Here is a 23999-nt window from a genome sequence, read left to right on the forward strand (position 1 = left end):
GGCGCTGCCTTCAGAACCACACCATGAGGAAGCCTTTGTTTGGCTTCAAAATGAGCACCATCACGAACTGCAACGAGCTTTGACGGTCACCGTCACCGCTTATTGTCCTTGCCCTATCTGCTGCGGAAAAAGCGACGGGATAACCTGTAGCGGCGTTCGGGCCAGGGCAAATCGAACAATCGCCGTTGATCCAGATGTAATACCCCTGGGCAGCGAGGTCTATCTGGAAGGTCTAGGCATTTTTATTGCTGAAGACACAGGGGGGGTTATCAAAGGAAACAGAATTGATATCTTTATGGAAGACCATCAACAGGCTCTCCTGTTCGGTATCAAAGAGATGAAGGCTTATATTCTTCAAAAAGAATCTGAGATTCACGAAACCCTTTTGTAAAAAAAGGAGGCAACGGCCTCCAGGCCGAGCCTGGAGGCCTGAAATATCTGCTCTGTACTCCCGGTAAAGAGAACACCTCCCGGACGCAGGGCGTCACGCAACATCCTGTAAAGAACACTTTTCGCCTCTTCAGTAAAATAAATCATCACATTGCGGCAGAGAATAAGATCACAGAAGGCGGGATAAACATCCCGGAAAAGGTCATGATGCCGAAATTCAACCATTTTTTTTATGTCATCGCTGATCTGGTAATGATCCTCTTTAATGTAATTAAAAAACTTTTTCAGCTGGGTCGGAGGAACATTAAGGAGAACCCTCCTTCTGTAAAGACCCTCTTTTGCCCTGCTAAGAACGCGATCATCGATATCAGTTGCCAGAATCCGCGGTCTAACGCCGGGAAAATATTCTCGCATCACCATTGCCAGGGTATAGGGCTCTTCACCCGTAGCGCACCCTGCACTCCAGAACACAGGCCTCGGATTTACCCTGATGATCTCCGGAAGGATCCGCTCCACAAGCACGTCCCATTGAGAGGGATTCCGGTAAAATTCACTGACATTGATGGTCAAATGGTTTAAAAATCTCTCCAGGAGAACGGAGTCCCGTTTTAAATCCCTGAGATACTCTCGATATCCGGGGTATCCCTCCATTGACATCAAGGAAGTGATCCGGCGCTGCATCTGGGGGCGTTTGTATTTCGTCAAATCAATTCCTGTAAAATCTCCAATCCTTTTGATGAATTCCTCAAACTCCATTCAAGCCCTGCCCTCACCGAGCTTTTTAAAAGATAACCGCGCCGCATCAATGGTCCGCTTTAAGTCGTCATCCGTATGGGCAACGGACAAGAACAGGGATTCAAACTGCGATGGCGGGAGGTAAATTCCCTCCTGCAGCATCAATCCGAAAAAGCCCTTAAAAAGCCCCTGGTCCGCCCTCCCGGCAGTTTCCAGATCTGTCACCGGGAACTCTGTGAAAAACAAGGACAACAAAGAACCGGCACGGTTGACCTGCAGCCGCAAACCTGCATCTTCAGCAGCTTTAAGGAGCCCATCTTGAAGTATTTCCGCTTTCTTTGTTAACTCCGGATAGATGCTTTCCTTATGCGAGCGAAGATACCGGAGTGTGGTTATCCCCGCCTGAACTGCCAGGGGGTTGCCGGACAGAGTCCCTGCCTGGTACACCGGTCCCGCCGGTGCCACCAGCTCCATAATTTCTTTCCTGCCGCCATAAGCTCCGACCGGTAAGCCACCACCGATTATTTTGCCCAGACAGGTGAGATCAGGGGTAATCCCGTAATATTCCTGAGCACCCCCATAGCTGAGACGAAAGCCCGTGATCACCTCGTCAAAGATCAGAAGGCTTCCGGCCTTTGCGGTCAGCTCCCGCAGTTTTTGCAGAAAACCGGGTGCAGGCGGAACAACTCCCATGTTTCCAGCTACCGGCTCGACAATAACGGCGGCGATTTCCTCCCCCTGATCTTCAAAGGCTCTCTCCACAGCCTCCCCATCATTATAGGGCAGCACAATGGTGAGGCCCCCGATCTCTTCCGGAACCCCGGGGCTCGAAGGAACTCCCATGGTCAGGGCACCAGAACCCGCCTGAACGAGAAAACCATCGGCGTGGCCGTGATAACAACCGGCAAATTTGACGATCTTCTTCCTTCCGGTGAAAGCGCGCGCCAGGCGCACAGCGCTCATTGTGGCCTCGGTTCCGGAGTTGACCAGACGCACCATTTCCATTGAGGGAAGGGCTTCCACAATCAGAAAAGCGAGCTCAACTTCCCTTTCGGTAGGAGCGCCGTAGCTCGTCCCCTTTTCCAGCACCTGTCGCAAGGCATCAACTATCTCAGGATGGGCATGCCCGAGGATCAAGGGACCCCAGGAACCGACATAATCGATGTATTCGTTCCCATCCACATCGAATATCTTCGAACCTTGGCCTCCGGCGATGAAAAGGGGATCTCCCCCTACTGCCTGAAAAGCCCGGACCGGGCTGTTGACCCCGCCGGGCAGCAACCGGCAGGCCTCTGCGAAAAGATGCCGCGAGCGGGTGATATTCTTCATTTGCATATTTCCCTCCAGAATCTTAGGAATTAACAAAGCCTGCTTATAATTCGCAAGGTATACCGGTCTTCTTAAACTCATGGGTGCTGAAAAGCACCTGATAATCGTCGATTCCGATTTTCCGGGCAATGCGTCGTATTTTTTCCATACATAAATCCCGGTTCGGGGCATGGATCATCGTAAAGAGATTATAAGACCAGCCGGGGGGAACCTGGCGGTGATAGCAATGAGTTATTTCAGGGAAGGAGGCCATTAACCTCCCCATTTCCTCAACCTGCTCCTCCGGAACCGCCCAGAGCACGAGAGCATTGGCAGTATACCCCAGGGCACGATGGCCAAGCACCGCCCCCAGCCTTCTGATTGCCCCTTTCCCTTCCAGGGATTTAATAATGGATATTACCTCATCCTCCTCAAGACCGGCCTTCCTGGCGATGATCCTGAAGGGCCGGCTGCTTAGCGGAAGATCAGACCGTAAAAGGCGCAACACAGCCTGTTCGCGAGCTGAAAACACGGGCTAATTCCTCCTCGGGAAACTTGACTCCGATTTTATAAACCTTACGGGAAGGAAAGCTGTATATCTCTTGAATACCAGTACGTTTGCAAATCTCCTCCACTACGTCCTCCAGCGCCCTTTCAGAGGAAGCGGTAACGGTAAACCAGAGGTTATACCGGTGCTCCCGCAGGTAGTTGTGGGTGACACCGGGATAGGAATTAATGATGGCGACCGCTTTTTCCAGTTGATCCTCAGGCACGCTGGCGGCACAGAGGGTGCTCCGGTAACCAAGCCCCCGGGAATCGAAGATTGCCCCCAGGCGTCTGATGGCCCCTCGGGCTTTCAGCCAGCGCAAAGCGAACAATACCTCTTTTTCGGTAACACCCAGTTCCCGGGCCAGGACGGCATACGGTTCCTTTTCCAGAGGGAATCCTTCCTGGAGCCGGAGGAGGAGCTTTGTACCGAGAGGAGATACTTTACTTTCCTCCTGCAACAGATAGAGGCAACCGCGATCCTCAGCCATATAGTCGGCTTCCGGGCCGGCATAAGCCCTTGCCCGGCACCCCCCGCAGATGCCGCGGTACCTGCAGATACCGCAATAGCCTTCGTATTTCCTGGTACGCAACCGCAACAGAACGGGGTTGTTCTCCCAGATCCGGGAAAACGGTGTTTCCCGGACATTGCCCACACTTAGATCCAGGTAGGGGCAGGGGTAGACATCTCCCTCCGGCGCAATGATGCAGTAGGATATCCCTGCCAGGCAGCCGCGCTTGAATCTCGTCTTGATCCCTTTCTGCCGGGCAATGCGGAGAAATTGAGGGGCACATGTGGGCTTGATCTCCAGCGGCAACCTTTCCTGAAGGGAAAGCAGACGCTCAAGGAGGTCTTCAACCTGTTCCGCAGCAACGGACTCCTCATTCCCCCTCCCCCTTCCTGTAGGGACAAAAAAGAAGACGTGGTGGCCGTGCGCTCCGACTTGCAGGGCAAGGGAGGTTACATCTGTTATCTCCCCATAATTCCAGGGAAAGACTGTGGAATGGATTTGGAAGGGCAGCCCTTCCGCCCGGCAGTTTTCTATCCCCTCCATCGTTGCCTCCCAGGCCCCGTCAACACCCCGGAAACGGTCGTGCTTCTCCCTATCGATGCTGTCAATGCTGATCCCCACTGCTGCCGCTCCTGCTTTTTTCAGATCCCGGGCGACCTCTCTGGTAATCAGGGTTCCGTTAGTGCCCAGAACGGGGCGCAGCCCGCGTGAGCGCGCCCGGTCGATCAAATCGAAGAGATCGGGGCGCAGAAGGGGCTCTCCTCCACTAAAGACCATGATCCGGAAGCCGGAACGCCACACCTCCTCGATAAGTTCACAACCCTCTGCAGTTGTCAACTCCTGCGGTGCTTTTTGCCCGGCATCCCTGTAGCAGTGGGGGCATCGTAAATTGCAGGCATTGGTAGTGTTCCAGGAAACAAGCATTCTCTCACCCTTCCCGCAGCCAGCGGGCAACATCCCTGGCGTAGTAGGTGATAATGAGATCCGCTCCCGCCCTCTTGATCCCGGTAAGCATTTCCAGAACTATCTGTTTCTCATCGATCCAGCCCCGGGCGGCAGCAGCCTTGACAAGGGCATACTCCCCGCTGACGTTATAGGCAACCAGGGGGCAGAGCACCCGTTCCCGGACCTCTCTGATGATGTCCAGATAGGCGAGGGCCGGTTTTACCATCACCATGTCGGCACCTTCCGCCAGATCCTGCAATACCTCCTCCAGCGCTTCTCTCCTGTTGGCAGGGTTCATCTGATAGGAACGACGGTCGCCAAAGGAAGGGGCGGATCCCGCCGCCTCCCTGAAGGGGCCGTAGAAGGCCGAGGCAAATTTTGCGGCATAGGAAATAATCCCGGTATTTGTGAAGCCGTTAAAGTCGAGCTTTTCCCGGATTGCCTTGACCCTGCCGTCCATCATATCCGACGGGGCCACGAAATCGGCGCCGGCGCGCGCATGGGAAAGGGCCGTCTGGGCCAGTAAGGGGAGGGTCTCGTCATTGACAATCTCCTTCCCTCTGACGACCCCGCAGTGCCCGTGGCTCGTGTATTCGCAAAGGCAAACATCGGTGATTACAATCAGCTCGGGAAAATGCGCCTTCAACCGGCGTACCGCATCCTGGACTACCCCCTGCTCATCATAAGCGCCGCTCGCCGCCTCATCCTTGGTGTCGGGTATTCCGAAAAGCAGGATCGCTAAGATCCCCTCTTCTCTGGCCGCCGCCACCTCTTCCAGGAGCAAATCAGGCGAGAGCCGGAAGACCCCCGGCATAGACTCCACCGGTTCCCGGATACCGGTGCCTGATCGCACAAAGAGGGGGTAGATCAGTTCCTCAACAGCCAGCCTTGTCTCCTTAAGCATTTTCCGCACAGCAGGGCTGAGCCGCCTGCGTCGCAGCCTGATTTGAGGATAATACACAACAGCCGCCTCCTTTTTGCTGCAATCACCATTTAATACCAGACTTCGCATCTCAGCCTTATTCCGTCAACTGCTGATCTCCTGCTCTGTCAGGTAGCATATAGGGTCCTCCGCCCAGATGTCCCCGGATACCGCCTCCGCCCTGATGCGGCAGCCGCCGCAGAGGGTTTTGTAATTGCAAAGCCCGCACCTTCCTTTCAGGTGCTTGTCCTTCTCCCGAAGCGCTTTCAAAAGGGCGTTGCTTTCGTCGTACCAGATCTCCCGGAAGGACCGCTCGGGATACTTCCCCAGGGAACCGGAACGCCAGAACTGGCACGGATAAACATTACCGGCCGGGTCGATATTGACCATCTTCACACCTGCAGAACACCCACCGTGCATTTCCAGGAGCCTCCGCACATCCTGCTCCCGTTCGGGGATGTTTTCCTTCACCCAGCGGTAGAGGAAAACACCATCGGCATGGTGATCGGTGGTCAGGATCTCTGTAGGAACCCCTTCCTTTTGCAAGGATTCTACCTGTCCGATCAGGTATTCGACCAGTTCCCTCTTCTCCTCAACGGTGAGGTCACGGTTCGCCAGCTCCCTGCCTCTCCCTGCATAAACAAGGTGGTAAAGGCAAAAGCGCGGTATTCCTTCCCTTTTTATTAGGTCCATAACTAGTGGAAGTTCTCGATAGTTATCTCTGTTGACCGTGAAGCGGATCCCCGTATTAAGCCCCGCTTCCCGGGCATTGCGCAGCCCCTCCAGGGCTTTCTCAAAGGCTCCCGGCAAACAGCGAAAATCATCGTGCACCTGCCGTCCGCCGTCGATGCTGACCCCAACATAAGAGAAACCGCAGTCTCTAATTCTTGCGGCGATCGCAGGGGTGATCAGGGTCCCGTTGGTTGACAGGACGATCCTTATCCCCTGATTAGCGGCAAACTCCGCAAGTTCCCAGAGATCGGGGCGCAGCAGCGGCTCCCCACCGGAAAAGAGGAGCACGGGGATTTTCATATCCGCCAGTTCTCGAATGAGTTCGTACCCCTCGGCAGCAGTCAGCTCATCCCTCTTCGCCCCATCCCCCGCCTCCAGGTAACAGTGCCGGCACCGCAGGTTGCAGCGGCTGGTGATATTCCACACCACAACAGGACGGCTAACCGTAGAAAACTGAAGGAGATGCGGAGGCACCGCCCCGCACTCGGCGGCCCGCATGGCGGCGGCAACAGTAGCTTTGTTGGTGAGTAGTTTAGTAAAACCGATCATTTCGACACGCCTCCTGCATCCGCCAGGATGGCATCCAGCAATCCGGCAGTTGTGTACTCACGGGAAACCACATCCACCCGCAGCCCCGCTTGATGAGCGGTTGCGGCGGTTACCGGGCCGACACAGGCAATCCTGGTATGTTTGCCGATGAGAGCAAGTTCATCAGGCTGAAAGAGATTAACAAAATTCCGGACTGTAGATGAACTTGTGAACGTCAGGTAGTGTACCCGGCCTGTTAACAGCTGCTCTTCCACCCATCTTCGTTCCCTTTCCCCCGCCGGTACCGTCCGGTAAACAGGCAGGACATCAACGGCAGCACCGCATTCCCGCAGACCTTCCGGCAGGACCTCCCTGGCCATCGCCGCCCGGGGTATGAGCACTCTGCACCCGACGGAGATGTGCTTTTTCAGCTCTTCAAGAAGCGCCTCTGCCCGGTATTCTCGCGGCTGCAGGGCTACCCGGAGGCCGCGCTCTTCCAGAGCCCTGGCCGTTGCCGGGCCAATGGCGGCCAGCTTCCCCTTCAGAGAACGCAGGTCGATCTGCTGTTTTTTCAGGCACTCCAGGAAGAACACCACTCCATTGGCACTCGTGAAGATTACCCACTCGTAGTCCGGCAGTTGTTCCCGAATCCGTTCCGGTAAACCCTCATCGGCCGGAACCAGCTCTATCGTCGGGAGGCACAAGGGCTCTCCACCGAGCATGATGATTTCCTGGGCCATCCTCAAAGCCTGATGGCGGGGGCGGGTGATCAAAATCCTCTTCCCAAAAAGGGGGCGCCGCTCACTCCACCCCAACATTTCTCTCATCCTGACCACACTCCCCACCACCAGAACTGCCGGTGAGGTGATTCCCGCCTCCTGAGCCCGTTTCTCAATATCTGAGAGGACACCTGTGACGGTCTGCTGGTCGGCCCGGGTACCCCACTGTATAAGTGCGGCCGGGGTCTTCCCGCTCCACCCCTCATTCAATAAGCCGCTCACTATCGCCGGCAGGTTCTCGAATCCCATGAGAAACACCGTAGTTGCATTTCCCGTATCCCTTACCGGCAGGAAAACCCCTCCTTGACGCCTGTGCCCTGTAACAACCGCCAGGGCCGAAGCCCAATCACGGTGAGTAACCGGAATTCCGGCATAGGCAGGGACGGCCACCGCCGAGCTCACTCCGGGCACGATCTCAAAGGGTATGCCCCTTTCGGCCAGGAAAGCCGCCTCTTCACCCCCCCGGCCGAAAACAAAGGGGTCCCCCCCTTTGAGGCGGCAGATGGTTTTACCCTCCTCTGCCTTCTCCGCCAGGAGGAGGTTGATCCCCTCTTGGGGTACGGTATGGCAATCCGTCCTCTTCCCCACATAAATGATCTCGGCATCGGGGCGGCAGAAAGCCAGCAAATACTCACAGAGCAGACGGTCATAAATCACAACATCTGCCCGCTCCAGACACCACAACCCCTTCAGGGTTAACAGAGAAGGGTCTCCCGGCCCCGCTCCTACCAGGTAAACAACTCCTTTTCCTTCATTCACCGGCCAATATCTCCTTCGCACCTTTTTCGATTAAGATTTTCGCAAGGGACCTTCCAACCTCCAAAGGCCTGCCGGCAGCTCCTGCGGCTTGCCCTTGGAGAAGCCTGCTGCCGTCAGGGGAGGCAACTGCACCCCGCAGCAGAAGATCGTCCCCCTCAATGCAGGCGTACGCCCCCAGAGGAAGCCGACATCCTCCCCCCAGTTCCTGCAGCAGCGCCCGTTCTGCCGTTACCGCCTGTCGTGACCGATAATCATCCAGCACATCGCAGCAGATATCCCTCAGCAGGTGATCATCACTCCTGATCTCTACCGCCAGGGCTCCCTGCCCTGGAGCCGGAAGGCAGAGATCGGGGGGCAGCAATGCATAATCGTTTTCTTTGTATCCAAGGCGCATCAGACCGGCAGCAGCAAGGATGACGGCATCCACTTCCCCTCTTTGCAGCTTTCGGATGCGGGTATCGAGATTACCTCTGAGGTCCACAAAGCTTAAATCAGGGTAATGGTAGCGAATCTGAGCTGAGCGCCGCAAGCTGCTCGTCCCCAGCCGGGACCCCGGAGGAAGATCCGCCAACCGAACCCCCTCCCTGGTTACCACAGCATCAAAAGGGACCGCCCGTTCCGGCACCGCTCCTAAAATGAGGCCCTGCGGCAACACCACCGGGAGGTCTTTGAGGCTGTGGACGGCCAGATCGATTTCTCCCTTCAGCAGGGCCTTTTCCAGTTCCTTGGTAAAGAGCCCTATATCTCCGCCTCGCACCAATTGAGAAAAGGGACTGCGGTCGCGATCCCCCTTCGTAGAGATAATTACCTCTTCGATCTCCAGCTCAGGGTATTTTTCTCGAATCCGGGCTATGACCCAGGCTGTCTGCCGCCGCGCCAGCTTGCTTCCGCGCGTACCCGCCCGCAATCTCCGCTTCATTTTCCCTCACGACTTTCTGTGATGGCCACTACCAGCTCACTCTCTTCTCCATGCGGCAGATCGAAGAGATTCTCCAGTACCTTGCTATAAAGATGCCCGTCGCTCTTGCAGGCATACTCCTTCAAACGCACAGTCGGACTGTGGAGCAGTTTATTGACAATGGAATGAGCCATGCTCCGGATTACGTTAGCCGTGCGGGAATCGATTTTCCCCAGCCGGTGGAAACACCTCTTCAACTCCTCTTCCATGATCTCGTTCCCTTTCTTTTTGAGCGCCCTGATGGTGGGAATCACGGATAGGGTGCTGAGCCACTGCAGGAATTCATCAACGGCATCATCCACCATCTCTTCGGCCACAAGTGCCGCTTTCTTGCGCTCCTCCATCCCTTCCAGAACCACCTGCCGCAGGTCGTCGATATTATAGACGACTACATTGGGAATCTCTTTGACTTCCGGCTCAACGTCCCGGGGCACAGCAATGTCAATAATGAACAAGGGTCTGTCCCGTTTCTCCCTGAGCGCCTGGCGCACCTTATCGGCATGGATTACAAAGTGACTGGCCGCCGTACAGCTGATCACAATATCGGCTCTGTGCAACTGTGATAAAAAAAGGTCATAGCGAATAGCCTCTCCTCCATACTCCCGGGCCAGATCGCAGGCCCGTCCGTATGAGCGGTTGGAAACCAGAACCGTTTTGACGCCACGGGCAACCAGGTGTTTTAAAGCCAGTTCCCCCATTTCCCCTGCCCCGACGATTAAAACGGTGCAATCACTGAGGTCTTTGAAGGTCGAACGCGCCAGCTCTACCGCAGCGTAGCTGACCGAAACCGGGTGCTGGTCGATCCCGGTAATGGTGCGGATGCGCTTGCCCAGCCTAATGGCCTCCTGAAAGAGGGTGTTGAGAACCTTGTTGCCGGTTTTCAAGGCACAGGCCTGTTCATAAGCCTCAATAACCTGCCCCTGGATCTCGGTTTCCCCCAGGACCATTGAATCAAGACCTACTGTCACTCGAAAGAGGTGCCTGACCACCTCATAACAGGTCCAGGTTTGGAAATAGCGCCCGGACTCATCTTCGGAAAGCCGCGCCTTATGGCAAAGATAATTCTTTAACTCTAGTAAACCGGCATCTACCTGAGAAACGGTCGCATAGATCTCCGTGCGATTGCAGGTAGAAAGCACAACGAATCCGCTCAGGGAAGGCAATCGCCTCAGCTCTGTGGCAACGGACTGCATTTCGCTCCTGCTAAAGGCCAGCCTCTCCCGGAGCTCTACCGGAGCTGTTCGATGATTTATTCCCAAGGCGATGAGATACACTCTTCCACCTGCTTTCTCCACGAATTCATCTTTTCCTTTTGAAAATGGGCGAAAAATCCGGGTGGTAAGACCTTTTCCCAGATTTTTCGTCGCTTTTCGGGATCGGAAAACCGCTCCTGAATGATCTGGCGCAGCTTCCCCAAAAACAGGGTCAGTTCGCCGAACTCCGGGCCTATGTGTTCCTCAAGTTCTTCACGCAGCCGCCTGGCCAGCAAAGGGCTGTTCCCTCCAGTGGTTATGCCGATACATAAAGGGCCTCTTCTGATCACAGAAGGAACGAAAAAGGTGCTCAGCTCAGGGTTGTCCACCACATTCACGGGGATACGCCGGTTCTCGCAAAGCCGGGCGATTTCCCGGTTGAGCGCCTTGTTATCGGTGGCACAGATAGCAAGGTGCACCCCTTCCAGATCCCCTTCTTCAAATTCCCGGTTAAGATGGATAACCCTGCCGCTCGCTACAAGACGTTCCAGTTCCGGTGTCAGTTCCGGGCTGACCAGAACGACCTCTGCCCCGCACTCTTGGAGACCGGCGACCTTTCTTTCGGCAACATTACCCCCTCCCACCACCAGACAGCGCCTGCCCTGCACCTTAATGGCAACCGGGTATAAATTGAGCTGCTCCAAAGCTGATCACACCTTTTAGCCAATCAGGATGTCCGTTTCATACCCGCGCCTCTTCGGCTTTCAACTGAACCCAAGCTATAATGGGAAGGTCGGTACGCTTGTTTGCTTGACTCTCTTCGGCCGACAACCGACGATCGTCCCGCAACAGTGCTGTCGGCCGAAAAGGACTTATCATCTGACTCTCCGTATCCTCGATAAGACATTTAATAGTTCTTTATTAATTTAACACTAACTTCTGAAAATTGCTATACCCATCCCTGCGGGCGATCAGATCAAGGGGTAAGGTTTTGACATCCTCGAGCAACCAGTCTTCGTGACCACTCCCCTTCCTTTCATTAAAGGTCTTCAGGTAACCCCGGCACTTCTTGCAGACATAGACCTCGTAGCCGGGAACCTCTTTGACCTCAAAATAACTGATGCTCCCATGATCCTCATTTCCGCACCAGGTGCAGGCCAAATAGCGATAAAGCCACTCCTGTCCGCATAGGGGGCAGATGAGAATCCTCCTTCCGTCCTCCCGCCGCAAATAGGAAAGGTTGGGCCGTTCCCCGCAGACAGGACAGTACCTGCGCTGCCATCCGGCACCCCCCACCTCAGGGGGGAGTTGGGCAACAAACTTTTTTAAAAAAGGTCGCAACGACTGGCGGGCCACAAAGTAAGCCAACTCCTGTTCTGTCGGAGAAAAAGCTGCTGACAGTCGGGCCGACAACTTCCCCTCCTGCAGCAGATCCTGGCACAAATGACCGGATTCTCTGTTAAAGAAGTCAGATACTCGTTCCAGCTCCTCCTTCTTTCCCCCCCTCTCCCGGGCGAGCAAATGACAGATCTCCGTTGCCAAGCTGGCGTAGAGATCCGCATCGATCTCCGGAGCGATATAATTCAACAACACCTCCCCGTTCTCCTGAGCGCGTTTCCATACGTCCCCAGTTATAACGGGTACCAGCTGTTCTATTTTTGATAGAAATTTTTGCTGGAGCGCATTCAATGATGAAAACAGCTGGTAAGACTTTTCCAGAACATCTATCTTTTCCGGCAAGTTCGCTCTCCTCCTATTATCATCAAAATAGCAAAAAGAGGGGGTATACAGAACACCCCCTCTCTTTTTAAAACGGCTGCATATTACTCTTTCCCACAAACCTGCTCATACCATTTGGTATGATGATGCTTTGCCCAGCTCGCCCTGACCTTCCCGTCGCCAAACATCGCCCAAAAGGCTTCCCCGGAACCCGGGTGCAGAGAACCTAAATAGGCGTGGAAACATAACTGCGCCGTTCCGAGGATCCAGCAGATGTCATGAACGGGATAGGCCAGGCGAACCATCCAGAGCGGGAAGCTTTCGGCAAACCACATTACAAAACCGCTCAAGGCGATGAAGAAGCCGATAATCGGAAAGAAGAAGGAATTAAATTTTTGACCGGCATTGATCCTGTCCTGAGGAGGCATATGTACCTTGATACCGATGAAGTCAAGGGGAAACATCATCATAAACTTGATTTCATCCTTCCCCCACTTGGCCGCCTCTTTCATCCAGCCGATGAAGCTGCGCGGCTTCAGAACCAAGCCGATCAAGGGTACTGCGACAAAGACAAGCGCAAAGATGCGGTGAATGAGATTGGCTCCGTTTGTTCCTCCGAAAACCGGCTTCAACCAGTCAAACCAGCCGCTGAACATCACCAAACCGGTCAGCAGTAGAATGAACCAACAAATGGTATGCGACCAGTGAACCATACGAGCCCCGGTACTACACTTGAGAATTCTCTTTTCTTCAGCCATGGAGACTCTCCCCCTCGTGAGCCTCTTTCCCGACCTTCAGCAGCCGGGTCGAGAAGAAGCTGAAAATCGAACCCGCCGCGGTGAGGGCGATCAACCACGGGAAGTAAGGCTTGATAACATTCTGCCAGGCAGTGATGGCAGTAGAGACCTTCGGGTCCTCCTCAAATCCGTACTTGCCTGGAACATCGGCCAGCACATACAGGATGTTGGTGCCCCCTGCCTGAGTTTCACCGTAAACGTTGGCATTGGGATAATCTCCGATGAGGTTATTGACCCGTTCCTTGGCCTTCGCCAGCAGCTCATCGCGGTTCCCGTACTCGAGCGCCCCGGTGATACAGGCCTTAACACAGGCAGGCAAGTCCCCTTCTGCCGTCCGTTCGGCGCAGAGAGAGCATTTGGTTTCTTTATCGGTTGTCGGATTATAGCGCGGTATGTGGAAGGGACAGGCTGCGGCACAGTACTGGCAGCCGACACACTTATCGTTATCCCTGACAACTGCACCGGTATCGGTAATCGAGATGGCCTTCTGAGGGCAGACTTTCATACAGACCGGTTCCAGGCAATGCATGCACTGGCGCTTGGCGAAATACCACCGTATCCGGCCGTCTTCTTCATACTCATGGAAACTGATTATGGTGAACGTGTTTCCCGTCAGGTCGGGCACAGTCTGGTAGGACCCTGTAAATCTGGTCTGCTCAGCAGGCAGCTGATTCCACTGCTTGCAGGCCACCACACAGCCCCGACAGGCAATACACTTGGTGGTATCGACGAGATAACCCTTGGTCTTCGCCAATTACTTCACCCCCTTGTAGATATCGCACAGAAAGGCCTTATACTCCGGAGTTTGGGAGTTGGCACAACCGATATGGGGCGTCAGGCGATTGGCCGGGTCACCCTTGGCGATACCCTGGAAACCGTAATGCCAGACAAGCCCGATCTCATGATACCACTTACCGTTGATCTTGAAGGGTTTGAAGCGGCCGGTTACGCAGGCGACAGCTTTGACCTTAGCGCGGGCGGATTCCACAGTTACAACATCACCGTTGGCAATACCCTTCTCCGCCGCCAGCTCCTTGCTGATCTCGACAAACGCCTCAGGCATGAGCTCGGCTAGCCAGGGAGTGTTCCTGGTCATGATACCCGCCTGCCAGTGCTCGACTACCCTGTAAGTGGTCCCGATAATCGGGTATCTGTCGGCCTTACCCTGAGGATTCATGGGTGTATCCCAAATTATAGCGACTGGGTTGAACTGCACCGGAGAGAAAGGATGCTTTACCGGGCTCTCCCAGGGCTCGTAGTGCTCCGGGAAAGGCCCGTCGGCCATCTTGGCAAACAAACCGCCCACGCCGTCATCCTTCATGATGAAGGCCTTATCCTCGGCGTCACCGGGCCCATACTTGACGATAAAGTCGGGAACATCGATGCCTTTCCAGCTGCCGCCATCCCACCAGACGATCTTCTTGTCTTCAGACCAGGGCTTACCCGAAGGATCTGCAGAACACCTGTTGTAAACGATCCGCCTGTTGGCCGGCCAGGCATAGGACCATTTTGGATAAACGCCCATCCCGGATGGGTCCTCGGTGCTGCGCAGCTGAGTCTTGTTGCCCTCTTCGGTGTACATTCCGCAGTAGATCCAGACACCGCAGGAGGTGGTTCCGTCATCCCTGAGATCGGCAAACTTGGGCATCAGTTTACCTGTTTTGAGGTCATAGCCGTTGATCTCCCTCTGGACCGCGTCCAGCAGGGCGGCTTCCTCTTCGGGATAGTCCCAGGTCATATCCAGGATCGGCTTATCCTTGGGGTCGGTACTGCCCTGGTAGACCTCTTTAATCTTATGGCCGATTTCCCGGAAGATCTCCAGGTCGCTGATGGCTTCTCCAACGGGATCAACGGCTTTCCAGCGGAACTGAATCCAGCGCCCGCTGTTGGTGATCGTCCCGGACTTCTCATAGGACGCCGCAGCAGGCAGGAAGAACACCTCGGTCTTGATCTTTGAGGGATCCGCTCCGGCTTCCCTCTTCCAGAAAGAGGCTGTCTCCGTCTCGAAGAGATCCGCCGCTACCATCCAATCCAGCTTCTCGAGAGCCTTCGTTTCCTTAGCAGCATCAGGGCCGCTGACAAAGGGGTTCGATCCAAAAATGAGAAGACCTTTGATTTCCCCATCATACATGGCCTCAAAGATGCCGATATGACTATGGTCGCGACCCGCCCGCCGCTTAGGCAGATAATCATAACAAAAATCATTCTCCGGTGTTGCCGCATCCCCGTACCAGGCCTTGAGCATGCTCTTCAGCCATTTGGGCGTGTTCACCTTGAAGCCTGCCTTGGGGGTTTCCTTTGCTAAGTATCCGGCCAGGTCGGCGTAAGCAGGGTCGTTCGTCGGAGCACCCATATAACCGGTCAGGACATGGTTGAGCAGCCCCATATCGCAGGCGCCCTGCACGTTGGACTCCCCGCGCATGGCGTTGACACCGCCGCCCGGAACGCCGATGTTCCCCAACAACAGCTGGAGGATGGCATAGGCCCTCACATTTTCGGAACCTACCGTGTGCTGGGTCGTCCCCATAGCATAGAGAATGGTCCCGCTCTTATCACGGGTACCCGTCGCAGCGTAGGTTTCCGCTACCTTTAAGAACAGGTCTTTAGGGGTACCGGTAATGCTGCAAACAGTATCGACGTCGTAGCGCTCGAAATGCTTCTTCAGCAACTGGAAAACACAGCGTGGACTTTGAAGGGTTAAGTCTTTTAAGGGTTTTCCTGCAGCATCAGTTTTATATTTCCAGGTTGACTGGTCGTATTTACGCTTCTCCGGATCATAACCCGTGAAGAGCCCCTGGAAAACCCCATTGTCGTAACAGTCGAAACCGTCATCGATGATAAAGGGAGCGTTGGTGTAGTTTACAACATAATCGTGGAAGTACAGATTGTTCTCCAGAATGTAATTAATAATCCCGCCGATAAAAGCGATATCGGTACCTGATCGCATTGGAACGTAGATATCTGCACGAGCTGATGTCCTGGTAAAACGCGGATCGACGTGGATAATTTTGGCCCCTCTTTTTTCTCTGGCTTCTGTCAGCCACTTAAACGACATGGGGTGGTTTTCCGCAGCATTGCTTCCGATTATCAAAGCGCAGTCTGTATTACGCATGTCAACCCAGTGGTTTGTCATTACGCCTCTACCAAACGTTGGTGACAGACCTGCCACCGTCGAGCCGTGTCACAAGCGGGCGCAGTGTTCCACATAGACGATGCCGAGAATGCGCGCCAGCTTTGAATAAAGATAACATTCCTCATTATCCAGTGCGGCACCACCCAGTGTGGCAATCGCATCCGTCCTGTTGACCGTTATTTCTATCTCTCTCTCGGCCCCGGTTTCATCCCTGGTTTTGACCTTTTCGGTGGTGATAAAGGTCTCGTCCCTTGTCTTTTTTATTCTTTGTGCGATTTCATTGAGGACCCAATCCCAATCCTTTTCCTCCCAGTGATCGCTGTAGGGTGCCCTGTAGAGAGGTTTGGTCATTCGCCGTGGGTTATCATGCAGCTGAAAGACAGACGCCCCCTTGGCACAAGTTGCACCCTGGTTGATGGGATGATCGGGATCCCCTTCGGTGCTGATCACCTTTCCATCGGCTGCGTAGACTACCAGCCCACAGCCGCACCCGCAATAGGGACAAATGGTAGGAACCGGTTGGACATTTTTGATCCTGTAATCACCTATTTGAGCCATAGCGGGCGTGAGGTCAAAACCGAGGACCGGCAGGGTGGCTACCGCGGCGCCAGAAATCTTGAAAAACTCGCGCCTCGTTACTTTCACCGTGTTCCTCACTCCTTAATCCTTCAGATATATTCGGTTGTTAGCGGTGTTAAGGATCGCAAACTCATATCTCACCCCCTAAATTCATTACAAATAAAACTAAAATTATTAAATACCTCCAAAACAACAGCTTATATCCATCTTTATTTCTCCATTCTCAGAGAAATTCCTGCTTATCATTAAATGAAATCTATCATCAACTTTCTTCACCTGCCAGTTCCTTAAACTTGGCCTCCTTTTTTCTGGCCACCGTTTTGGCCACTATAATTCCTACTTCATAGAGAATCAATATCGGTGCCGCCATAATGAGTTGAGAGAGGGGATCCGGCCCCGGCGTCAGCATGGCTGCGAGAATAAAGGTAACCACAACGGCATACTTCCGGTTGCGTATCAGCCATTCTGGGGTAACCACCCCGATCTTAGTAAGAAAGTAGACAACAAGGGGGAGCTCAAAAATCAACCCAAAGGGGATCAGAAATGTCATAGTGAAAGAAAGGTATCTGCTGATGGTGAGCATCGGATCGAATTCGCTGGCAAGATTGATCAATACATAGATGGCTACAGGGAAAACTGCGAAATAAGCAAACACCACACCGGCGACAAAGAGAATAATCGAAGCCGGAAGGAGACGGCAAAGATACCTCTTCTCATGAGGGTAAAGGGCAGGTACAACAAAACGCCAGCCTTGCCAGAGAACAACAGGTGCAGCGAAAATCGTCCCTGCAATAAGGGCTATCTTGAATTTGACAAAGATACCCTCGGTAATGGCTGTATAAACGAGCTTGATACCCTGAGCATCCAAGGGCCTGGTGATTATTTTGAGTATCTGCTCGATAAAAAAGAAGGAGCCGATGCTAGCGATACCTATGGCAAGAAGGGAAATGATTATTACCCTTCTGAATTCTTCAAGATGCTGTACCAACGACATGGTTTCTTCTTTTTCAGGTGCTCCATTTCCTGTCATGACAATCTCCCCCCTCGAAAAATGATTTCAATATTCCCGCAAACCTATGAAATCGGTGATTGCCTCCATAACCCGGCGTGGAAGCAAGTCCGGCAGGTAAAAAAGCTCCTTCCTCGCCTTCTGCAAATATCGGTCACACAACCGCCAGGAAGTTCCTAAAGCACCCGATAACCTGATGAGATTAAAGGCCTCTTCCCAATCGGAATTCTGCTTGTCTTCCTTCATTAGGATTTCTTTAAGTTTTGCCCCAGATCGCCTATCCCTCAAGGCATAGATCACCGGCAGGGTAACGATTCCCTGCTTGAGATCGCTGGTCACCGGCTTCCCACATCTCTGTTCGCTACTGACAAAATCGAGCAGATCGTCCGTTATTTGAAACGCCATTCCCAGATAATAACCGTATTTTTTTAAGTGCCCGGCCTCCTCTGCAGTTGCTCCGCAGGCAATCCCTCCAATCCAACAGCAAGCGGAAAAAAGGAGTGCTGTCTTCCGTTTGATGCGCCGCAGGTATTCGACAACCCTCAAATCAATCCTGCCGGCAGTTGCTATCTGTTCGATCTCCCCTTCGCACATTCGCAGGCCGATGGCTGCCAACAAGCGGCTGATTTGCTCATTGCCGTAGCGGCTGATGATCGCCAGCGCCCGCGCAAATAGATAATCACCCGTATACAAGGCAAGTGGATCTCCCCATTCCGCACGAACCGTGGGCAGCCCCCGGCGTAAGGAAGCCCCGTCGATCACGTCATCATGAACAAGCGTAGCCATATGAATCAGCTCGATGGCTACAGCCAGCTGCCCTACCCGCTCTAAATCATAATTAAAAAACTTCCCCGACAACAACACAAAGGCCGGCCGCAGGCGCTTCCCGCCGGCAAGTACCAGCCGGCGGGAGGATTCACCCAGTACCGTCTTGGAAAATGTTGCATATTGTTGTAATTCTTCCTCAACATATGCTAAGTCTTCATGAATATCCTTGAGGATATCCTGAAAGCTCATACTACCACCCGAACAAGAATCGTTCTTTACAACCATACCGCATCTCATCTATGCCTCGACAACGCAGAAGGTACCCCGGAATTCGCCCAAAAAAGCTCCCACCCATCTACTTGGCGTTCTATTAGCGTCCCTTGACACCGAGGCGTGAATATCCTCTTGGTTCGTCACCGCAATAAAGACTTTTCTGCAAGATGATCGAAATCCCTCTTTCGCCCCTCTGGAACAGTGCCGGATATTATTTCATATTGAGGGATCAATTTTTACCCCCACAAGATTCAAAACCCTGGAAACAAAATAATCCACCAGATCGTCTATACTCCGGGGGCCAAAATAAAATGCAGGCATGGGAGGAACAATGTGAACACCGATCTCCGCAAGTGCCAGCATATTTTTCAAATGAATGGAATTGAGGGGGGTTTCTCTAGGGACAAGAACCAGAGGTCTCCTTTCTTTGATGGTGACGTCGGCCGCCCGTTCGATCAGATTGCGAGACGTTCCCGCAGCAATCCCGGCCAACGTAGCCATACTGCAGGGCACGATCAGCATTCCCTTTGTGAGAAAGGATCCGCTGGCAAGACAGCATCCGATATCATTACAATCAAAGCAAAGGAGGGAATCATCTTCCTCCGGGCATCCCAATTTTTCCTTGATCTCAAGGGCGAACTCCTCTACCCCTCCTTTTAATGACCATCCCAACTCCTCCCTGAGCACCCGCGCCCCAGGTTCTGAGATAATCAAGCACACTTTTTCACCGGCCGCCAGCAGCGCCCGGATCGTTTTGAATGCGTAAATAGCACCCGATGCTCCGGTAATGGCGATAACCCAGGGAGCCACGATCAATTCCTCCCCTTACAGCCCATATTCCTGCCACCTAGCGGTGACCAGCTGCTTAATTTCATCCGACATGGTGATCTCTTCCGGCCACTCCCTCGGATGCCCCTCTTCAGGGCCTTTTTTCGTGGCGTCGATCCCCACTTTTGAACCGTAAGCAGGGAGTGGGGAAGCGTGGTCAAGGGTTTCGAGGGGGCCTTCCACAAAGAGGAAGTCTCTTTTCGGGTCGATGTTATTGAAGACCCTCCACCAGACTTCCGACATATCATGGACGTTGACATGAGCATCAACGACAATGATCACTTTCGTAAACATCATCTGCCCCATCCCCCAAATGGCACTCATTACCTTCTTGGCCTGCCCAGGATAGCTCTTCTTAATCGAAACGATGGCGCAGTTATGAAAAACCCCCTCTAGAGGCAGATTAATGTCAACGATCTCCGGAAGCTGCAGCTTCAACAGAGGCAGAAAGATCCTTTCAGTTGCCTTTCCCAAGAAACAATCCTCCATCGGAGGCTTGCCGACCACAGTGGCTGGATAAATGGCATCCTTTCTGTGAGTAATGCAGGTAATGTGAAATACCGGGTACATATCCGGGAGAGAATAATAACCTGTATGGTCTCCAAAGGGGCCCTCCAGCCGCTTTTCGGCAAGATCCACATAGCCTTCCAGAACAATCTCCGCCTCTGCTGGCACCTCTAGGTCGACCGTCAGGCACTTGACCATCTCTACCGCCTGTCTGCGGAGAAAGCCAGCAAAAAGCATCTCATCAATCCCGCGGGGGAGGGGCGCCGTCGCAGCGTAGATGGTGGCCGGGTCGCCCCCGATCGCCACGGCTACATCCATGCGCTTGCCCATCTGCTGGTGCTTCCGGTAGTTTTCCGCCCCGTTTTTATGAATATGCCAGTGCATCCCTGTTGTCCTTCCGTCAAAAACCTGGAGGCGGTACATACCAAGATTGCGAGCCCCTGTTTCCGGGTCTTTAGAAAAAACCAAGGGGAGAGTGATGTAGCGACCGCCATCCCCCGGCCAGCACTTTAAAATGGGGAAGATGTCCAGGGTGGCATCTTCATAATGGACAACCTCCTGGCAAGGCGCCTTTTTAACCAGTTTCGGAGCCCAGGAGGCGATCTCCGCCAGGCGCGGCAATACCTTCAGCTTATCCCAGATTCCTCCAGGAAGCTCCTGAATTGACAGCAGCTCTGAAATTCTTTCTCCAATTTCATCTAAGTTCTCAACGCCGAGGGCAAGAGCCATCCTCTCGAAGCTGCCGAAAGTGTTAATCAAAACCGGATACGAAGAGCCCTTGACATTTTCAAAAAGGAGGGCCGGGCCTCCTGCCTTGCTTACGCGATCGGTTATCTCCGTTATTTCTAAAACCGGATCGACCTCTACCTTAATTCTCCGCAGCAAGTTTTTTCGTTCCAGCGCTGAGATAAAATCCCTCAAGTCCCGGTACACCCCAAATCCCTCCGTTAACAGTTCATGGTCTAGTTATTCAGGCTAGGTAGCGTCTTGCATTCCCCAATGAGATTGCATTATTAGACAATAGGAGTAGGGCACTGAACAATCCCCCTAGAGAATGACACCAGCTCATTGCGCTCAGCCGTTGCTGGAAGCCCAAGCAAAACAGAAAGCGCTTCCTCTAAAACCCCGACCGCCCAGGATGACGACTTGCAACCAGCAAGATAAGCACCGTGAGCAATTCCCAAGAGGATGCCGAACCTCCGCATCAGCGATTGCTCTTCTGGGGTGCCGCCGGCAAAGAGGCATCCTAATGCACAGCACTCGCCATAAAAGGCGCCGTACTGCTTGCGCAGCCACGCTACAAATTCTCCTTCTTTCCGCTGGAGCTGTTGGTGCTTACCCTCCTCCCGGCAGGCATACCCCTCGCTCATTACGGTGATCAAATCGGCAAACCTCTCCAATAAAAACAGACACTGCTTCTCACAGAGCAGATGAAAAAGACTGCTGAGAAGGTAATCACCTGTGAGGATCAACAACTGCTGCTCCTGCCCTCCCTTTTCCCCCGCCTGGTTATGAAATAATGTTCCCATCTGTATAATTGCCATGAATAAAGCAGGGAGTTCAGCTCTGTTCTTTTCCCGGAAAAGACGAGAACTGAACAGAACAAGCGCAGGAGGAACCAAATGATCAACCTCCACAGCTGGTAAGAATTTCTTGAGCAGAGGAAACTCTTTTAAACGCAAAGACCCTTCTAGCTCGGCAATTACGTTTACCAAATTGTCCCAAACGGGGCTCCAGTATGCTGAATGCTGTGAGATTTTCCAGTACAAATTACTTAACAATAAGGGGTTCTTCTTCTGGCAAGAACCCCCCATGATCGCTATATTCACATTCGCAGGTCGCATATTTTCGCTTTTCACGATAGCTTTATGCCACTCCTACTTTTTTGAGCATTACTGCGGGGTCCACAAACAACTTCGGGAATCCCAGGGCTTTCGGGCTCAACCCCAAAGCCAGTCCTATCAATTGAGTGAAGAACGGTATCGGCATCCTGTAGCTGATTCCGTACTTTTTCTCGACGGTTACCTGGCGCATATCCAGGTTCTGCTGGCAGAGCGGGCAGGCAGTAACAACGCAATCTGCTCCTGAATCCCTGGCAAATTTAAGAATATCATTACAAAGCTTAGTACAAACATCTTCATTCGTAACGCCGAGGGATGCACCACAGCACTCCGTTTTATAGGGCCAGGGTACCGGCTCAGCACCAATCGCCCGCATAATATCGTCCATAGCCTGGGGGTTTTCCGGGTCGTCGGCATAGTTCATCAACTTGGGCGGCTTAACAAACAGACATCCATAATAACAGGCAACCTTCAAACCGTTCAGGCTCTTCTTAACCCGCTTTTTTATCTCCTCTAGGGTTTCCGGGTTCGCAAAAACATCGAGATAGCTCTTTAATCTTATCTTACCGTTATAAGGCTTTTCCAGCAGGGAATTAACCTTCTGCTTGAGGTTTTCATCACGGCCGAGTTCGTATTCTACGGCGGCAAACCTTGCGTGGCAGGCAGCGCAAGGAGCGACCATTTCCGATACCGGTAATGCTTCTGCAAGGGCTAGAACGCGTGCTGGAAGGGCAAGAGACAAAAGGTGATCCGTCATATGAGCAGAAGAAGCTCCACAGCAATTCCAGTCCGGGACCTCGATAAATTCGATACCCAAGACCTCGGCAACTGCATAACTGGAAATCCCGTATTCAATACCGCTGGTTTCCAGCGAACAACCCGGATACAAGGCATATTTCGGCATTTATTTCCCCTCCCGCTTGGTCTTTTCGAAAATGTTCTTGATCTCTCGGCGGCCCTTTATCCGGTGGGGGAAGGGCTTGGCCTTACCCTTAAGCATCAAGGGAAGACCGAATTGCATGTCCTTCATGAAGTTGCCCGTCCGTATGTTGTTCATCATGGCCATACCAGGTTCAAAGAGGCGACCAAAAGTGCGAATTGTATACAGGAAGGAATCATTAAAGCTCATAACATACTTGCCTTCCTCAACATACCCCGCTTTGATAGCCTCCTGACGAAGAGTATCCATAACCCGTGCTACTTCAATATTTCTGATGCAGCGAGTTGTACAGGTGTTGCATCCCATGCACACCCAGATTGTCCTGGATTTGAGGACCTCCTCCCTCATCCCCAACATCAACATCCTGATAATCTGGCTGGGCAGGTAATCCATAGCATAGCTGCCAGGGCATCCACCGGAACATTTAGCACACTGGTAGCACTGTCGAATATCCTGGCCGCTCTCTGCAATTACTCTGTCCACAAACGACCTGTTCTCATCCAGCACCTGAGACAAATTGATCTCGCCCATCGCGACCCCCTCTAAAAAAGCATATAATCTTACCTACAACTGTATTCGCCTTTTATTGAATAATTCCTCCTTATAACTGAAAGAAAAATTATCTTTACGAAAAATAATAAGCCTTACATGCTCTTTCCTGTAAGGCCTATTATCTAATCTTTAACTTTTTCTGGGCTATTAAAAATAAATATCCCTCCTACTGATTGACAACCGCCTTCTGGCCTGCTTCGAGAATCCCTCTTCTCATCTCCGTAGCTGTAATGTGCTCTGCCTGGAATTTTTCGGCAAGGTACCTGCAGGCATCCCAGGGATCCACTTTTTCTCCACAGGTGAAGACATCTACTGCTGCATACCCTAACTCAGGCCAGGTATGGATCGCCAGATGGGACTCAGAAATAACAACAACGCCACTGACCCCTTGAGGGCTGAATTTATGGAAGACGCTTTCCCTGATCTCGGCTCCTGCTGCCAGTGCTGCATCGACCATAAACTGCTTGACTTTTTCTGTACTGTTCAGGGTCTCCCAAGCGCAACCATAAAATTCAGCTAAAATGTGACGCCCCAAAGAGTTGACATTTGTCATTAATAGTCTCAACCTCCTTTGATAAACTATTGCCGTAGTTGAAAATTAAAGACTAAAAATAAAACCACATTTCTCCATCCTCTGATTACAATCCTCTTAAATTTTAGCACCTCATAACGTTTTGTCAACGAATTTTTATTTATTTACCAATAGCCTTCTTGTTAAATTCCTTCTTTACTAGACCCTTGGCAGA

General features: G+C 52.8%; 23 protein-coding genes. 1 reads left to right on the forward strand and 22 read right to left on the reverse strand.

The window, feature by feature from the left end; all coding sequences use genetic code 11:
- Positions 1 to 79 precede the first annotated feature (79 nt).
- A complete protein-coding gene (locus tag TPH_RS15970) occupies positions 80 to 391 on the forward strand; it encodes a 3D domain-containing protein (RefSeq protein ID WP_330216575.1) in 312 nt (103 codons plus the stop codon).
- Here TPH_RS15970 and TPH_RS07620 read toward each other — a convergent pair.
- The 22 genes from TPH_RS07620 to speD form a co-directional block, all read right to left on the reverse strand.
- Positions 373 to 1146, reverse strand: coding sequence for a CheR family methyltransferase (locus TPH_RS07620; RefSeq protein ID WP_015050612.1), 774 nt, complete (start codon positions 1144 to 1146; stop codon positions 373 to 375). The genes TPH_RS15970 and TPH_RS07620 overlap by 19 nt on opposite strands.
- Positions 1147 to 2460, reverse strand: coding sequence for a glutamate-1-semialdehyde 2,1-aminomutase (gene hemL / locus TPH_RS07625; protein WP_015050613.1), 1314 nt, complete (start codon positions 2458 to 2460; stop codon positions 1147 to 1149).
- Between the two features lie 37 nt (positions 2461 to 2497).
- Positions 2498 to 2965: a siroheme decarboxylase subunit beta gene (gene ahbB, locus TPH_RS07630; protein ID WP_015050614.1), complete on the reverse strand. Its 468-nt coding sequence runs from the start codon at positions 2963 to 2965 to the stop codon at positions 2498 to 2500.
- Positions 2919 to 4415 (reverse strand): putative heme d1 biosynthesis radical SAM protein NirJ2, encoded by a 1497-nt coding sequence (gene nirJ2, locus TPH_RS15675; RefSeq protein ID WP_015050615.1) that lies wholly within the window; start codon positions 4413 to 4415, stop codon positions 2919 to 2921. The genes ahbB and nirJ2 overlap by 47 nt, the downstream gene beginning before the upstream one ends.
- Before the next feature lie 4 nt (positions 4416 to 4419).
- Positions 4420 to 5397 carry a porphobilinogen synthase gene (gene hemB, locus TPH_RS07640; protein WP_015050616.1) on the reverse strand — a complete coding sequence of 326 codons (978 nt, stop codon included), beginning with the start codon at positions 5395 to 5397 and terminating at the stop codon, positions 4420 to 4422.
- A 66-nt stretch (positions 5398 to 5463) separates the two neighbouring features.
- Positions 5464 to 6639 (reverse strand): radical SAM/SPASM domain-containing protein, encoded by a 1176-nt coding sequence (locus TPH_RS07645; RefSeq protein ID WP_015050617.1) that lies wholly within the window; start codon positions 6637 to 6639, stop codon positions 5464 to 5466.
- Positions 6636 to 8156, reverse strand: a complete 1521-nt coding sequence (gene cobA / locus TPH_RS07650; protein ID WP_015050618.1) for a uroporphyrinogen-III C-methyltransferase — start codon at positions 8154 to 8156, stop codon at positions 6636 to 6638. Before cobA ends, TPH_RS07645 begins: the two co-directional genes overlap by 4 nt.
- A complete protein-coding gene (hemC, locus tag TPH_RS07655) occupies positions 8149 to 9075 on the reverse strand; it encodes a hydroxymethylbilane synthase (protein ID WP_015050619.1) in 927 nt (308 codons plus the stop codon). Before hemC ends, cobA begins: the two co-directional genes overlap by 8 nt.
- Positions 9072 to 10388 carry a glutamyl-tRNA reductase gene (hemA, locus tag TPH_RS07660; RefSeq protein ID WP_015050620.1) on the reverse strand — a complete coding sequence of 439 codons (1317 nt, stop codon included), beginning with the start codon at positions 10386 to 10388 and terminating at the stop codon, positions 9072 to 9074. Before hemA ends, hemC begins: the two co-directional genes overlap by 4 nt.
- Positions 10364 to 11011, reverse strand: a complete 648-nt coding sequence (locus TPH_RS07665; RefSeq protein WP_015050621.1) for a precorrin-2 dehydrogenase/sirohydrochlorin ferrochelatase family protein — start codon at positions 11009 to 11011, stop codon at positions 10364 to 10366. The genes hemA and TPH_RS07665 overlap by 25 nt, the downstream gene beginning before the upstream one ends.
- A 217-nt stretch (positions 11012 to 11228) precedes the next feature.
- On the reverse strand, positions 11229 to 12047 hold the full coding sequence (locus TPH_RS07670) for a formate dehydrogenase accessory protein FdhE (RefSeq protein WP_015050623.1): 819 nt from the start codon (positions 12045 to 12047) through the stop codon (positions 11229 to 11231).
- Between the two features lie 83 nt (positions 12048 to 12130).
- On the reverse strand, positions 12131 to 12784 hold the full coding sequence (locus tag TPH_RS07675; protein WP_015050624.1) for a formate dehydrogenase subunit gamma: 654 nt from the start codon (positions 12782 to 12784) through the stop codon (positions 12131 to 12133).
- A complete protein-coding gene (locus TPH_RS07680; protein ID WP_015050625.1) occupies positions 12777 to 13577 on the reverse strand; it encodes a 4Fe-4S dicluster domain-containing protein in 801 nt (266 codons plus the stop codon). The genes TPH_RS07675 and TPH_RS07680 overlap by 8 nt, the downstream gene beginning before the upstream one ends.
- Complete coding sequence (fdnG, locus tag TPH_RS07685; RefSeq protein ID WP_081578634.1) at positions 13578 to 16601, reverse strand: formate dehydrogenase-N subunit alpha; 3024 nt, start codon at positions 16599 to 16601, stop codon at positions 13578 to 13580.
- A gap of 196 nt (positions 16602 to 16797) precedes the next feature.
- Positions 16798 to 17565 (reverse strand): twin-arginine translocase subunit TatC, encoded by a 768-nt coding sequence (gene tatC / locus TPH_RS07695; RefSeq protein WP_015050628.1) that lies wholly within the window; start codon positions 17563 to 17565, stop codon positions 16798 to 16800.
- Positions 17566 to 17592: 27 nt separating this feature from the next.
- Positions 17593 to 18561 carry a polyprenyl synthetase family protein gene (locus TPH_RS07700; RefSeq protein ID WP_028990963.1) on the reverse strand — a complete coding sequence of 323 codons (969 nt, stop codon included), beginning with the start codon at positions 18559 to 18561 and terminating at the stop codon, positions 17593 to 17595.
- A gap of 240 nt (positions 18562 to 18801) precedes the next feature.
- Positions 18802 to 19395: a UbiX family flavin prenyltransferase gene (locus TPH_RS07705; protein WP_015050630.1), complete on the reverse strand. Its 594-nt coding sequence runs from the start codon at positions 19393 to 19395 to the stop codon at positions 18802 to 18804.
- A gap of 15 nt (positions 19396 to 19410) precedes the next feature.
- Positions 19411 to 20853 (reverse strand): menaquinone biosynthesis decarboxylase, encoded by a 1443-nt coding sequence (locus tag TPH_RS07710; RefSeq protein ID WP_015050631.1) that lies wholly within the window; start codon positions 20851 to 20853, stop codon positions 19411 to 19413.
- 80 nt (positions 20854 to 20933) lie between these two features.
- Positions 20934 to 21449 (reverse strand): polyprenyl synthetase family protein, encoded by a 516-nt coding sequence (locus tag TPH_RS15135; RefSeq protein ID WP_148275879.1) that lies wholly within the window; start codon positions 21447 to 21449, stop codon positions 20934 to 20936.
- 337 nt (positions 21450 to 21786) lie between these two features.
- Positions 21787 to 22665: a CoB--CoM heterodisulfide reductase iron-sulfur subunit B family protein gene (locus tag TPH_RS07720; RefSeq protein ID WP_015050633.1), complete on the reverse strand. Its 879-nt coding sequence runs from the start codon at positions 22663 to 22665 to the stop codon at positions 21787 to 21789.
- Entirely contained in the window at positions 22666 to 23232 is a 567-nt protein-coding gene (locus TPH_RS07725) for a 4Fe-4S dicluster domain-containing protein (RefSeq protein ID WP_015050634.1), read from the reverse strand.
- 187 nt (positions 23233 to 23419) lie between these two features.
- Positions 23420 to 23806, reverse strand: a complete 387-nt coding sequence (gene speD, locus TPH_RS07730; protein WP_015050635.1) for an adenosylmethionine decarboxylase — start codon at positions 23804 to 23806, stop codon at positions 23420 to 23422.
- Between the last annotated feature and the right edge of the window lie 193 nt (positions 23807 to 23999).

This window comes from Thermacetogenium phaeum DSM 12270, from assembly GCF_000305935.1.
Classification (GTDB): Bacteria; Bacillota; DSM-12270; order Thermacetogeniales; family Thermacetogeniaceae; genus Thermacetogenium; species Thermacetogenium phaeum.

Coding starts and splice junctions, on each gene's coding strand:
- TPH_RS07620 (WP_015050612.1), bottom strand. CDS start 1,146: ATGGAGTTTGAGGAATTCATCAAAAGGATTGGAGATTTTACAGGAATT.
- hemL (WP_015050613.1), bottom strand. CDS start 2,460: ATGCAAATGAAGAATATCACCCGCTCGCGGCATCTTTTCGCAGAGGCC.
- nirJ2 (WP_015050615.1), bottom strand. CDS start 4,415: ATGCTTGTTTCCTGGAACACTACCAATGCCTGCAATTTACGATGCCCC.
- TPH_RS07645 (WP_015050617.1), bottom strand. CDS start 6,639: ATGATCGGTTTTACTAAACTACTCACCAACAAAGCTACTGTTGCCGCC.
- hemC (WP_015050619.1), bottom strand. CDS start 9,075: ATGAAGCGGAGATTGCGGGCGGGTACGCGCGGAAGCAAGCTGGCGCGG.
- TPH_RS07675 (WP_015050624.1), bottom strand. CDS start 12,784: ATGGCTGAAGAAAAGAGAATTCTCAAGTGTAGTACCGGGGCTCGTATG.
- tatC (WP_015050628.1), bottom strand. CDS start 17,565: ATGACAGGAAATGGAGCACCTGAAAAAGAAGAAACCATGTCGTTGGTA.
- TPH_RS07700 (WP_028990963.1), bottom strand. CDS start 18,561: ATGAGCTTTCAGGATATCCTCAAGGATATTCATGAAGACTTAGCATAT.
- TPH_RS15135 (WP_148275879.1), bottom strand. CDS start 21,449: ATGGGAACATTATTTCATAACCAGGCGGGGGAAAAGGGAGGGCAGGAG.
- TPH_RS07720 (WP_015050633.1), bottom strand. CDS start 22,665: ATGCCGAAATATGCCTTGTATCCGGGTTGTTCGCTGGAAACCAGCGGT.
- TPH_RS07725 (WP_015050634.1), bottom strand. CDS start 23,232: ATGGGCGAGATCAATTTGTCTCAGGTGCTGGATGAGAACAGGTCGTTT.
- speD (WP_015050635.1), bottom strand. CDS start 23,806: ATGACAAATGTCAACTCTTTGGGGCGTCACATTTTAGCTGAATTTTAT.